Annotated in this window: 10 protein-coding genes; 3 read left to right on the top strand and 7 right to left on the bottom strand. The window is 59.9% G+C overall.

Annotated features, from left to right (window positions below):
* Nucleotides 1-3 precede the first annotated feature (3 nt).
* The 5 genes from H8790_RS06580 to H8790_RS06565 all read right to left on the bottom strand — a co-directional run bounded on the left by H8790_RS06580 (nucleotide 4) and on the right by H8790_RS06565 (nucleotide 4,568).
* Entirely contained in the window at nucleotides 4-1,269 is a 1,266-nt protein-coding gene (locus H8790_RS06580) for a putative DNA modification/repair radical SAM protein (RefSeq protein ID WP_187334249.1), read from the bottom strand.
* A gap of 4 nt (nucleotides 1,270-1,273) precedes the next feature.
* Entirely contained in the window at nucleotides 1,274-1,396 is a 123-nt protein-coding gene (locus tag H8790_RS13980) for a hypothetical protein (RefSeq protein WP_256404905.1), read from the bottom strand.
* A 134-nt stretch (nucleotides 1,397-1,530) separates the two neighbouring features.
* Complete coding sequence (locus tag H8790_RS06575) at nucleotides 1,531-2,919, bottom strand: hypothetical protein (RefSeq protein ID WP_187334088.1); 1,389 nt, start codon at nucleotides 2,917-2,919, stop codon at nucleotides 1,531-1,533.
* Entirely contained in the window at nucleotides 2,912-3,448 is a 537-nt protein-coding gene (locus tag H8790_RS06570) for an RNA polymerase sigma factor (protein WP_187334087.1), read from the bottom strand. Before H8790_RS06570 ends, H8790_RS06575 begins: the two co-directional genes overlap by 8 nt.
* Nucleotides 3,449-3,542: 94 nt before the next feature.
* Nucleotides 3,543-4,568, bottom strand: coding sequence for a threonine aldolase family protein (locus tag H8790_RS06565; protein ID WP_187334086.1), 1,026 nt, complete (start codon nucleotides 4,566-4,568; stop codon nucleotides 3,543-3,545).
* Between the two features lie 168 nt (nucleotides 4,569-4,736).
* Between H8790_RS06565 and H8790_RS06560 the strand changes: the two genes are divergently transcribed.
* The 3 genes from H8790_RS06560 (at nucleotide 4,737) to H8790_RS06550 (ending at nucleotide 7,915) form a co-directional block, all read left to right on the top strand.
* Nucleotides 4,737-5,219 carry a DUF4358 domain-containing protein gene (locus tag H8790_RS06560; RefSeq protein WP_187334085.1) on the top strand — a complete coding sequence of 161 codons (483 nt, stop codon included), beginning with the start codon at nucleotides 4,737-4,739 and terminating at the stop codon, nucleotides 5,217-5,219.
* A gap of 178 nt (nucleotides 5,220-5,397) precedes the next feature.
* Entirely contained in the window at nucleotides 5,398-6,792 is a 1,395-nt protein-coding gene (locus H8790_RS06555) for an MBOAT family O-acyltransferase (RefSeq protein ID WP_187334084.1), read from the top strand.
* Between the two features lie 13 nt (nucleotides 6,793-6,805).
* Complete coding sequence (locus H8790_RS06550) at nucleotides 6,806-7,915, top strand: DHHW family protein (RefSeq protein WP_187334083.1); 1,110 nt, start codon at nucleotides 6,806-6,808, stop codon at nucleotides 7,913-7,915.
* 31 nt (nucleotides 7,916-7,946) lie between these two features.
* Here H8790_RS06550 and H8790_RS06545 read toward each other — a convergent pair whose 3' ends face one another.
* Both H8790_RS06545 and H8790_RS06540 read right to left on the bottom strand, forming a co-directional pair.
* Nucleotides 7,947-11,921: a M56 family metallopeptidase gene (locus H8790_RS06545; RefSeq protein ID WP_187334082.1), complete on the bottom strand. Its 3,975-nt coding sequence runs from the start codon at nucleotides 11,919-11,921 to the stop codon at nucleotides 7,947-7,949.
* Nucleotides 11,918-12,289, bottom strand: a complete 372-nt coding sequence (locus tag H8790_RS06540; protein WP_187334081.1) for a BlaI/MecI/CopY family transcriptional regulator — start codon at nucleotides 12,287-12,289, stop codon at nucleotides 11,918-11,920. The genes H8790_RS06545 and H8790_RS06540 overlap by 4 nt, the downstream gene beginning before the upstream one ends.
* Between the last annotated feature and the right edge of the window lie 136 nt (nucleotides 12,290-12,425).

Raw genomic sequence — 12,425 nt, 5'->3', positions numbered from 1 at the left:
GATTCATCCGGCGTCAAAGAGGGACAGCTGCTCCGCCTGAGGAAGAGGCAGGGAGGGTCGCTCCGCCGCAATCAGGCCCCGCAGCAGACTGTCCGGCGAGAAGCGGAGGCCCTCCGCCATCTTTCCGCCTGCGGTCAGGAAGTACTGGGCCCGTTTCATCACCACGCCTAACTTCCTCAGATCCTCGTGATGCAGCGGACCGGCCCGGCGGGAGACCAGGATGCGCTTGGCGCTGCGGACGCCCACGCCGGGGATGCGCAGCAGCGTTTCATAGTCGGCGGTGTTGACTTCCACCGGGAAAAAGTCCAGATGGGCGAGGGCCCAGCTGCATTTGGGATCCACCAGAGGGTTGAAATCCGGGTGCTCCTGGTCCAGCAGTTCTTCCGCCCGGAACCCGTAAAACCGCAGCAGCCAGTCGGCCTGATAGAGCCTGTGCTCCCGCAGCAGGGGGGGCTTGGTCTCCTTGGAGGGCAGCAGGGCGTTTTCCACCACCGGTACATATGCGGAGTAGAACACACGTTTGAGCTGGTATTTGTCGTACAGCCCCTGGGTCAGGGAGAGGATGTGCAGGTCCGAATCGGCGGTGGCGCCGACGATCAGCTGGGTGCTCTGTCCGGCGGGGGCAAACTTCGGCGCGTGGCGGTATTTGACCAGCTCCTCCCGGTTTTCCTGGTTTTTCTGCTGAATCTGGCGCATGGGGGTGAAGATGGCCTGCTTTGTCTTATCCGGCGCCAGGGCCTTCAAGCCCGACTCTGAGGGCAGTTCGATGTTGACGGAGAGCCGGTCCGCCAAAAGGCCCAGCTGATTCACCAACTCCGGGGAGGTGCCTGGAATGGCCTTGGCGTGGACATAGCCGTTGAACCGGTACTGCTGGCGCAGGATGGTCAACGACCGGATCATCAGCTCTGTAGTGTAGTCCGGAGAACGGAGTACGCCGGAGGAGAGAAAGAGCCCTTCGATGTAGTTCCGGCGGTAAAAGCCGATGGTCAGCTCCGCCAGCTCCTCCGGCGTAAACGCGGTGCGGCGGACGTCGTTGCTGCGGCGGTTGACGCAGTACTTGCAGTCATAGACGCAGCAGTTGGTCATCAGCACCTTCAGCAGCGTCACGCACCTGCCGTCGGCGGAAAAGCTGTGGCAGCAGCCCGCCACAGAGGATGAGGTGCTGCCAATATAGCCCTGCCGGAAGCCGCGCCTGCTGCCGCTGGAGGTACAGGCTGCGTCGTATTTGGCCGCATCGGAGAGGATGGTCAGCTTCTCCAGCAGTTCCATGGACTCAGGCGGCGCGGCGGCGCACACGGCGGCGGGTGGGCCGCTCAATGAGGTCAATCAGGCGGAACAGCTGCACCGTCAGGAAAGCAGCGCCGATCAGGATGAAAAGAAAGGTCCAGCCACTCATAAGTCAAATCCTCCACATCGAATATTTGTTCTATCTATACTATAAATCGAACAAGCGTTCGTGTCAAGAGAAATTCAGAAAAAAGTAAAAAAATCCCGCCCTTTTGGAAAGGGCGGGGTCTTTCATACAACTGCCTAAGCGGGTTCCGACTCGTTCAGGCGTACGTCGGTGTAGCTGCCGCCGTACCAGTCGCTGTTCCAGTGGCTGGCCGGGTCGGCGCTGTAGGGGAACAGGTTGGTGTACACCGGCATGTCATAGCAAAATCCGGTCCAGAAGACGGTCCATTCAGCAGGAACGGTCAGGTTATAGGCCATATAGCCGCAGCGGTCTTCTGAGAAGAAGGGATAGCTGAAACGGGCCGTGGGCAGGGCGTGGGAACCGCCGAAGAAATCGTAGTAAGTTCGGCTGTCCACCTTTACGTCTCCGTAATAGGGCTCTCCGCCGGAGGTCCAGAGAATCCGGCAGGAGAAGTCCGAAGGGTAGGAGGAGGGGTGGATATCCGGCTGATAATCCGGATTCAAATTCGCGATATTCTGCCAGCTGGAACGGAGGGTCGCCTCCTCCAAGGTAAAAAAGGAGTAAATGCGATAGGTCAGGTCACCGGTCCGTACGATCACCGTGTCAAAGCGCAGCTTAGTCTTTTCCCGGTCGCCGCCGTCTTCCTGATCCCGGGCTGCAAAACACCAGTCGGCGCCATCGAGCCGCTGCCGTTCCTCGGCGTCTAAACGCTCCAAAAGGTCTGAGGGGAAGCCGATCTGAAGCAGGTTTTCCTCCGCGTCCGTTGGAGCGGTAAAGGGCTGCTTTTCCACCGGCACATGGTTAAAATACAAGGTGCAGCCCACTACGAGGATCAAGAGGCTCAGGTAGTACCAGCGCTGCAAAAGGCCGGTGCTCAGGCGCACGGGGGAGGCCTGCACCGAATAGCCGCAGACGTCCAGCTCGTCGGAGACGCGGCTGAGCTGGCGGATGATGAGCACATAGGCCACAAGGACTATGGCGCCGCCCAATAGGCCGATATTGGGCAGCCAGATGGCCAAAATGAGTATGATGGCGTACCAGATCATGGCACCCAAGAGCGGGTCGTCCTCCGGTTCTTTTCCAACCGCGTGGAACGCCTCCCGCAGGGCTCGGCGGAAGCAGAAGAACAACAGGAAGGTGGCAGCGGCTCCTGCCGCCCCATGGACTGTCCCAACCAGGTTGGAAGCGGCGTATGGCGTGGCGCAGAGCACGCTCCCGGCGTAAACCAAAATAACTTTACAAAGCGCCAGATAAGAAGAAATTCGAAACCACTTGTTGTTGCCCCGCAGCGTGCGGAACCCAAGATAGAGCTGCATGGCACCGACGGCCGGCAGGATATATTGCAGCTTAAAGAAATTCAGCGTGATGGAGGTGAGCAGCAGCCCTGCCACAATACGGTCGATGGCGCTGCGCCAGGGGGTGATCTCCTGCACGGTTTCCTCCGGAGGCGGCAGGTTCTCCAGGGACTCGGACAGGGAACGGTCAAACTTCTCCCATTCATTCATAGTCTTCACCTCCCAGTCCCTCCTGAAGCCGCTTACGCAGCCGGTAGAGCCGCCCCTCCGCCGCACGGAGAGATAGGCCCATTTCGGCGGCGATCTGGGCCATGGGCTGCATGTAGTAGTATTTTCGATAAAAGAGCTGCCGGTCTTTGTGATCCATGCGGCCAATGAGGGCCTTGAGCTGCTCCAGCTGCTCCTTGCGCACCAGCACATCCTCGGGCGTGCTGGCGGAGGAAGGCTCCTCCTCCGTTTCGTGGGCACTGCGCCGCTGTAAGGATTTGAGGCGGTTCAGAGCCATGTTCCTTGACACGGCGGTCAGATAGGTGGAAAGGGATGCTTTTTCCGGGTCATAGGCGTCCACCTTCTGCCAGAGGCACAGGCACACCTCATTGTAGCAGTCCTCCACCTCCTGAGGATGGCGGAGGATACCGCCGATCACATAGTGCATCAAGCCGCTGTAGCGGCTTAGCAGCTGCTCCAGGCCCTCGCTTTGACGGGCGCGCAGCAGCTCCAAAATGGATGCATCCTCCATATCCAGCCTCCTTTCTCTCATCTCTACTCTATTATACAACGCGGTTGGGAAAAACCCACAAAAAAAAACCGCCCATACATATGGGCGGTTTTTGCTATTGCATCCGGGCCAGGTCCTCTAAAAAGCGGTCCACGTCCCGGGCCTCGGTGGCCCAGCTGGTGACCAGCCGCACCCGGGTCCGGTCGGGCCCGACCGGTGCGTCCACTGTGAAGTCATAGGAGGAGGCAAGTCGTTCGGCCACGTGGTTGGGGAAGACGGGGAAAATCTGATTGGAGGGGGAATGGTAGGACAGTTCATACCCCAAGGCGGAGATGCCCTCCCTCAGCCGGGCGGCCTGCTCGTTGGCCCGGCGCGCAAGCCGAAGATAGAGGCCGTCCTTCAAAAGAGCCTGGAACTGGACCCCAAGAAGGCGGCCCTTGGCCAGCATGGCACCCCGCTGTTTCATATAGTACCTAAAATGGTCCTTGACGCCCTCCTGTACCAGCACCACCGCCTCACCGAACAGGGCGCCGTTTTTGGTCCCGCCGATGGTAAAGGCGTCGGTATAGCGGGAAAGATCGGACCAGGTCAGGTCGTTTCCCGGCGCGGTGAGAGCAGAGCCCAGACGGGCGCCGTCCAGGTAGAGGAAGAGCCCAAGGTCATCGCAGCATCTGCGCAGAGCTGCCAGTTCCGACTTGCTGTAAAGGGTTCCAACTTCCGTAGTGTTGGAAATGTAGATTAGGCGGGGATGCACCATGTGCTCTGAAAAATGGACTGCCACAGCCTGTTCCACCATGTCCGGCGTGACCTTTCCATCGGCAGAGGGGAGCGCCACCACCTTGTGGCCCGTGAGTTCGATGGCGCCGGTCTCATGGACGTTGACATGGCCCGTGTGGGCGGCGAGCACCGCCTCATAGGAGCGCAGGAAGGCGTGGATGGTCAGAAGGTTGGCCTGGGTGCCGCCCACCACAAAGTGGACGTCCGCCTCCGGGGCGGAGCAGAGGGAGCGGATGGTATCCGCCGCCGCAGAGCAGTAGCCGTCCAAGCCGTAGCCGCAGGTCTGCTCTGAGTTTGTCTCGCACAGAGCCTGTAATACAAGGGGATGGGCCCCTTCGCTGTAATCGTTGGCAAAGCTGTACATAAAAATCCCCTTTGACGAAATGTAGAAAGCGAACAAATTATAGCGCCCGGCGCGGGAAAAAGCAAGCATGTATGAAATGGAAGCTTCAGGGGAAAACTATGGAAACTTTTTCCCCCGCTGTACCGTCTTGAGTACAGGAAAGAAATAAATCAACAAAGGAGTCCATATATGAAAAAAAGGATGATACTGCTGCTGAGCACCGCGTTGGTGTTGATTCTGCTGAACGGCTGCAAAGGCGCGGACACGCCCAAGGACGTGAATCTCACAGATTTTTACAACTCCCTGGCGGAGCGCTACGGCTGGGAGGGCAGTTATTTGGTGGATGTGACCGATGAGCTGCAGGAGACCTATTATCCCGGGCTCGGAGAGTATACGCTGGTTCAAAAGGTGATGAAAATGCCCATGATGTCCTCTGTGGTGGCGGAGTTCGCCTTCGTCCAATGCGAGACGGAGGGGGACGCCGAAAAGGTGGCTGAAATCTTCCAGAAGCGTGCGGATGAACAGGCGGAGGGCGGAGCCTGGTACCCGGAGTCCATGGAGGCCTGGAGCAACGCCCAGGTGCTGACCGAGGGGCCCTATGTGGCGCTGATTGCCTATGCGGACAGTGAGCAGGAAGTGGTGGATCAGTGGAAGGCGCTCTTTGCCGAATAAGGGCTTGTTTCCAGAAGAAATTGTGATACAATCTGTATCGTCCCGCAAATGGCGGCGGGCCGTGAATTGAGTTGATTTGCCTGCTGACAGCGTCTGTGGATTGCATCAGCTGTGAATGGACATGACCGGTTGCCGCGGCGATTAAGCCGCGGCAACCTCACTGTAAGGAGAGAGACTTTTGGTTTTCAGCAGTTTGACATTTTTATTCTTCTATCTGCCTGTGGTGCTGGTTATGTATTTTGCGGCGCCGCTCCATTGGCGCAATGTGGTGCTGCTGATCGTCAGCCTGTTCTTCTATGGCTGGGGCGAGCCGGTGTACATCACGATTATGGTCGTGTCCATCCTCATCGACTATTCCCACGGCCTGCTGGTGGAAAAATACCGGGACAACGACAAAAAGGCAAGGCGGTTTGTGGCGCAGTCCGTGGTGTTCAACCTGCTGCTGCTGGGCTTTTTCAAGTACTATGACTTTTTCGCCGCCAATCTGTCCCTGATTCCCGGCGTTCAGATCCCCCAATTAGGGCTGAGCCTGCCCATCGGCATCTCGTTTTTTACCTTCCAGACCATGAGCTACACCATCGATGTGTACCGCAGGGATGCCCCGGTGCAGCGGAACCTTTTGACCTTTGGAACCTTTGTCACCATGTTCCCCCAGCTGATCGCGGGCCCCATCGTCAAGTATAAGACTGTGGCACGGGAACTGAACGAACGCTCCCACGGTCCGGAGGAGTTTGCCTCCGGCGTACAGCTCTTTGTGATCGGCCTTGCCAAGAAGGTGCTGCTTGCAAACTCCATCGGCGCGCTGTGGGAAACGTCCCTTGCGGCCCAGCTCTCGGGCACCATGACGGTGGCCGGCGGCTGGCTGGGCCTTGCGGCCTACTCATTCCAGATCTACTTTGACTTTTCCGGATACTCCGACATGGCGATTGGACTTGGCAGGATGTTCGGCTTTCACTTTGAGCAGAACTTCGACCACCCGTACCTCTCCTCGTCTGTGACGGAGTTCTGGCGCCGGTGGCACATGTCCTTGACCTCCTGGTTCCGGGAATACGTCTATATCCCCCTCGGAGGCAACCGGGGCGGGACCGCCAGGACGCTGCGCAATATTGTGATCGTGTGGTTTCTCACCGGCTTCTGGCACGGCGCAGGGTGGAACTTCATCCTGTGGGGGCTGTACTTTGCCGTCTGGCTCATTTTGGAGAAGTTCCTCCTCAAGGGCATCCTTTTCAAGACGCCCGCCTGGGTGAAGCACCTTTACACCCTGGTGGTGGTGGCGGTGGGCTGGGGGATTTTCGCCATCGAGGACATGGGCCGCTGCCTTGCCTACCTCTCCACCTGCTTTGGAAACGGTGCGCTGTGGAGCGCGGCGGACATCTATGCGCTGCGCAGTTACGCGCTGACTCTGATTGTCCTGGCCTTGGCCTCCACGCTCCTTGGCAAGCGGGTGTGGGGCGCGCTTTCGGCGCGGCTGCGGCAGGCCCTCTTCCCGGTGCTGATGGTGGGGGCACTGGTGCTCTGCACCGCCTATCTGGTGGACGGCAGCTACAATCCCTTTTTGTATTTCCGGTTTTGAGAGGAGGGGAAACGTGCAAAAGCGATACGCGCAGTTCATCTGTATTTTGTTCTGCCTCTTTATCGGAGGATTCTTTGCCCTCCACCTGATCCTCCCGGACCGGGAGAAGTCGGAGGTGGAAAACCGCACCCTTCAGCAGGCGCCGCGCTTTTCCGTGGGAGCCGTGCTGGACGGCAGCTTCATGGAGGATGTGGAGACCTACATTGCCGACCAGTTTCCCATGCGGGATGAGTGGACCGGGGTGAAGGCCCGCAGCGAGCAGGCCATCGGCAAGCGGGAGTTTGGCGGGGTCTATCTATGCGGCGACACGCTGATCGCCAGGGTGGCTGAGCCGGACGCGGCCCTGGTGGAGAAGAACCTGGGCTATGTGAAGGCCCTGGCGGAAAAGACGGAGCTTCCTGTGTACCTGGGGCTGATCCCATCGGCGGCGGAGGTTTGGAGGGACCGTTTGCCGGAAGGGGCCGCCTCCTATGACCAGCGGCTGGTTTTGGAGCAGGCCCGGTCCATAGGCGTGCCTCTGGTGGACTATGACTCCGTGCTGAACGACCACGCGGAGGAGCCCGTCTTTTACCGGACAGACCACCACTGGACTACCTTGGGCGCTTACTACGGCTATACCGCCGCAGCCCGGGCCTTGGGCCTGGATCCGGAGCCCATGGGCGGGGTTCGCCAGGTCAGCGACAGCTTTTCCGGCACGCTTTACTCCACCTCGGGCATCCACTGGCTAAAGCCCGACACCATGGAAATCGCCGTGGAGGAGGAAGGGCTGAAGGTGACCTCCTACCGCACCGGCAAGCCGGAGGCAGGTGCGCTGTACGACTGGAGCAAGCTGGAGGGGAAGGACAAGTACTCCTTCTTCCTGGGCGGCAACCAGCCCCTTTGCATCGTGGAAAATCCGGCCGTGCAAGAGGGCGGACGCCTTCTGATCATCCGGGACTCCTACGCCGACTCCCTGACCCCGTTTCTTGTTCAAAATTTTGAGCAGGTGCATCTGCTGGACCTGCGCTATTATAAGGGCTCCGTGGCGCAGTACGCACAGGAAAACGGCATTGACGCCGTATTGATCTCCTACAGCGTGCCCAACTTCATCGAAGAAAAAAACATGGCCCTGTTAGGCCAGTGAAAAAGGACGCCCCGTGGGGCGTCCTTTTTTGTTATTCCGCCATGTAGCAGTTGAGCAGGGGGCACTGGGGGTTGGCGTCAATGCCGTTGCGGCTCAAAAAATCCTCCAGCACCGTCTGGGAGCAGACCCGCAGGCAGCCGTAGTGGCGCCGGCTCAAGAAGTTGTGCTCCAGGTACTGTACATCCGTTGGCTCTGACAACACGTAGACATAGGTCTGATCGGTGCCGATGACGCCGCCGGCCGGGCCCACGAACTGGGAGAAGTCGGTGCCCAGCTCAGCTTCAAATTCATCTCTGGGCGAGATTGTGATCGTCCACACCAGGCCGTCTCCGGTCTTTTGAAAGGCCCCATTCTCCCGGAGGGAAAAGACTGTCTCTCCGCCCTCTTCCGCGCTGGTGCGCACCGTGCCGAACGAGTCCCAGCCCGCCGGATAGGCAAGGGTCAGGCCGTAAGTATCCTCCCGGACCGTCTTGGTCTCAGTGCCGTCCAGCTCGTGGATAGCCGATTCCACCTGGTTGTAAAATTCCTCAGCCCGGCGGCCCTCCGATGTGGAGGGGAAAGCCGCCGGAAGCTCCCGGGCCTCATACTGCCACTGGTTATACTGGGCCTCCAGGGCCAAAAGGTGGACGAGATCCGCCTGCTCGGCTTCCCCAAGGCCGGAGAGGGAAATGCTCAGGTCGTAGGGCGTGCGGAGATACTGGTCGAAGAGTCTGTTCAGAGCACTCTCCGCCCGGACGTCATACTGGAAAGAGATGTCCGCGGGGGAATTGCTGATCTTGAGCAGGAAGTTCGCCACCACGTCGGCGCTTTGACTGCCCAGGTATGAGGAATAGGCGCCCTCCCAGTAGGAGGCGGTTTCCCGGGCGCAGGCAAGGGACAGCCCCTCCTCATAGGAGTCCATGGTAGTTCGGACCAGTTTTGCGGCGTCGGAGGGGAATTGGGCTTCCACCTGCGGGAGCCATTCTGCGTCTGCGGGACGGGAGGCGGAGGGAGGGGAGGGAACGACGATGCTGCCCGCCGGGGCCCAGAAGTCCTGGATATAGAAGAGCTCTCCCCGCTGTTCCAGAGTCACGGAGCATGGGAAAAAGCACTGGCGCAGCACGGTGAGGTCGACGCCGCCGGTGTAGCCGGACTCCTGATAGAGGGCCACGCCGTAGTAGGTGGAGAGAGGTTCGCCGGGGTCGGCGATGGAGAGCACGGCGTGGGCCTCGGCGGCGTAGAGCGCACCCTCTCCAAGGGAAGCGCCGACATGCTCCATCACCGCCGCGCGGAAGGCGTCCTCCGGGTCAAAAAACACGTCGCTTTCAAAAAGCAGGGGCTGGAAGTCCTCCCAAAAGAGGTCTGAGTCGGGCCCGCAGTCGTTGATCATCCGGGCACCCACATACGAGCGGCTGCCGTCGTCATTCTTAAGAAAGAGAAGATGGGTGCAGTAGGGATAGGAGGGGCAGAGCCATCCGTCCTCCTTCAGATACATGCCGCCGGCCAGCGCCACGGACTCCGGCGAGGAGGAGTGGAACTCATAGTTGAGGTTGTAAAGCTCCACCGGAACGCCGTGAATCTCATAGGAGCCGGTGAAGGTCAGGCTCTCGATGCGCCAGTCATCGTAATGGGGGTCGTATTCCCGGTCATAGTCCCTGGCTTCGCGATAGAAGCCCTCCACTTCCTCCTTGGCGGCGGCCAGCACGTCCTCCGCCGCGTCGATGCCCTCCATCACATGGTCCTTGGTGGAGCGGTTGTCCCGGTAGGATTCCAGGGTGCCGCCGGTAAACCGGAGGAAGCGCTGGCTCGTGGTCCAGTTGTTCTGCTCATCGTAGCCGTTTAAAGGCAGCAGAAAGCTCCCGCTGTCAAAGGAACCGAACTCCCAGTAACTCCAGTTGGGGTAGGCGTCCTGTAACAGGGAGTCCAGATGGGCTTCTTTCAGTTCGCCCTGGCCCTGGAAGAGGAGGTAGAGGCCCCGCTCCTCCGGTTCCGCCCCCAGGGGCTCATAAAGGAGCTCCTGCTGGCCGTCCAGGTCCATGTCGTATGTGGAGCAGCCGCCGGTGGTTTCAAACAGCAGCTGAAGCTGACCCGCATCGTCCAAGGTGTAATAGGCGGTCACCGAGGTACCCATGGCAATGGGATACTCCACCACAAAGCCGTCGTATCCCAAGAGGTTGGAGAAGGGCCGGATGGAAAGGCGGTCGGCGGTGGCGTCGTACTCTACGGTTAAAAAGCACTCCGCCGTCCAGAGGTCCGCTTCGCTCTGGATGAGCGCGGCGTAAATGGTTTCATCCGCGGCGCGGTAGAAGGCAGCGGTGCGCCCTTCCAAATTGCCCTGCTCTATGGGGCAGGACTGCAAAATCTCCAGAAGGTCGGAGACGTGCTCCTCAGTGGGGACGGCCTCCAAGGGATGGGGGGCCGCGCGTTCAAGGGAGAGCACCTGATCCAGCTCACCGGCGGGAGGGGGCAGGTAGCGCTGGTTGGAGACGAAGTGATAGCCGCCGCCTGTCTTTCGCAGTGTGAGCACCTTATAGCCATCGCCCATAAACCAGTCGTCGTAGATCAGGCGGATCAGGTCCCCCCGGCGGCTGCCGGAAGAAAAGGTGACGCTGCCCCGGTAGTTGGTGTCGCCATGGAAGCAATAGTATGCATCGTACTCAGCAAGATAGGTGAACTGCTCCAGCCCAATCTGCCGGGTTTCGTCCAAAGTAAGGCCCAGGTAGTCTTCCAAGACCTGATTCATGTTTGAGGCAGAGAGCTTGGTGTAGTCGGTATCAGGCGGGTAGCCGCCATAGCCCACATCAATCACCGACTGGAGCTCAGGCGCTGTCATTTCCTCTGTCAGGCCGCTGCCGCAGTAAAAGAGCTCAAAGAGGTCGATCTCTTCCGGCGCGTCATAGAGGGAGGAGAGGAACTGGTTGCGGAGGTTATAGTCCTCCCCGTTGAAGTACTCCTCATTAAAGTAATGCAGCTCCTCCTCACCGATGGGGTCCCAGGGCTTTTCCGCGTCACCGCCGGTGAAGGTGAAGGCGCAGACGGCGGCCACCAGGACCACCACGGCGAACAGTGCCGCCGCCACGGTCTGTCGCTTTTGGGCGATGCGCTGGATGCGGTCTTTGAGCTGATGCTTTCCGGAGGTCATGGTGGTTGCCGTGCGCAAAAGCCCGGTGGGGACTGCTTTTACCGGAATGAGGGACAGCAGCGTCTGGCCGTAGGGAATCCGCTGCGCCTCCCCCAGGTGCTGCAGGGCGGATTCATCGCAGGCCAGTTCGCAGTCCGTGCGGGAGGCGGCCGCAGCGGCCCAGACCAGCGGGTTGAACCAGTAGACCGCAAGGCACAGGCACCGCAGCAGCGACCAGATGTGGTCCCCGTGGCGATAGTGGGCCGTTTCATGGGCCAGCACGTGGCGCAGCCGCTCTTCCGAGGAGCAGGCCGAGGGCGTCAGGTAGACGGCAGGACGGAGGAGGCCGAAGAGGCAGGGCGAGGAGAGGCCATCTTCCACCAGGTAGCAGGGCAGCGCGGCCTCTTTTGTCTCAAAGGGGCGGCGGGTTTTGCGCAGGCGGCGGTAAAAGAGCAGGTTCCCCACAAGGAACCAGATGCCGGTCAGAAGGATTCCTGCCTTCCAGACCAGAGAGAGCACCTCCGTGGCCGTCAGACGGTCGGCGTAGCGGGTGACGGTCTGCCCGTCCCGGGAGAGGACGGGATAGCCGAAGGAGGCGCCGTCCGGCACCACCTGGCCGGGCTGCACCTGCTGGGAAAAGGGGTACTCCTCCGCCGGGGCGCGGTCCACGGGCAGGACGTAAACCGTCCGGCTTTCCAATTGGGCGGAGACCGTCTCCTGGACGTTTTGAGTGACGCTGAGGGCGCTGAAACCCATGTCCGGCAGGCTCACCGGCACCAGCAGGCGCAGCGCCACCACGAGCCACAGGGCGTATTGGACCCGGCGGCTGATCTTGTGGCGGAACACCCGGCGCAGCGTTAGCAGCGCAAGGATCAGCAGGGAAGAGGTGATCAGGATTTCTTTCATAACGACTCCTCCTTCGTTTGCCGCAGCAGCTCGGAAAGCTCCGCAAGGTCTTTTTCCGTGAGGGCGTTGGTAGACACCATGGCATTGACCAGGGAGCCGAATCCGCCCACCTTGTGGAGAAAGCTCTCCGTCTCCGTCAAAATGGCGTCCTCCCGGCGGATGGAGGGGTAATACTGCTTGGCCCGGGCTCCCTCCGCATAGTGGACGGCGCCCTTGGATTCCATCCGGCCCAGCATGGTGATGACCGTATGCTTGGACCAGCCGGTCTCCTCCCGCAGCGCGCCCACCAGCTCCGTAATGGTGCGGGGCGCATGCTCCCACAGACGGTTCATCACTTTCCATTCCCCGTCGGACAGATTGATCTTCATGCGTGTATCCTCCCCTGATTGGTAAACTTTTGTCTACCTTCAGGGTAGCAGAAAGGTAGACGGATGTCAACCTTTTCTTTGCGTTCATTTTACCTTGACCAAAGGAGGGTTCTATACTAAAATGGACAAAGATTTT

The organism is Oscillibacter hominis, assembly GCF_014334055.1.
Classification (GTDB): domain Bacteria; phylum Bacillota; class Clostridia; order Oscillospirales; family Oscillospiraceae; genus Oscillibacter; species Oscillibacter hominis.
The sequence above is the reverse complement of the archived record's forward strand: the minus strand, read 5'-3'. Positions and strand labels throughout refer to the sequence as shown.

Excerpts from the sequence above, each read along its gene's own strand:
- H8790_RS13980 (WP_256404905.1), bottom strand. The coding sequence starts at position 1,396 with ATGAGTGGCTGGACCTTTCTTTTCATCCTGATCGGCGCTGCTTTCCTG.
- H8790_RS06545 (WP_187334082.1), bottom strand. The coding sequence starts at position 11,921 with ATGAAAGAAATCCTGATCACCTCTTCCCTGCTGATCCTTGCGCTGCTA.
- H8790_RS06560 (WP_187334085.1), top strand. The coding sequence starts at position 4,737 with ATGAAAAAAAGGATGATACTGCTGCTGAGCACCGCGTTGGTGTTGATT.
- H8790_RS06580 (WP_187334249.1), bottom strand. The coding sequence starts at position 1,269 with ATGGAACTGCTGGAGAAGCTGACCATCCTCTCCGATGCGGCCAAATAC.
- H8790_RS06565 (WP_187334086.1), bottom strand. The coding sequence starts at position 4,568 with ATGTACAGCTTTGCCAACGATTACAGCGAAGGGGCCCATCCCCTTGTA.
- H8790_RS06575 (WP_187334088.1), bottom strand. The coding sequence starts at position 2,919 with ATGAATGAATGGGAGAAGTTTGACCGTTCCCTGTCCGAGTCCCTGGAG.
- H8790_RS06570 (WP_187334087.1), bottom strand. The coding sequence starts at position 3,448 with ATGGAGGATGCATCCATTTTGGAGCTGCTGCGCGCCCGTCAAAGCGAG.
- H8790_RS06540 (WP_187334081.1), bottom strand. The coding sequence starts at position 12,289 with ATGAAGATCAATCTGTCCGACGGGGAATGGAAAGTGATGAACCGTCTG.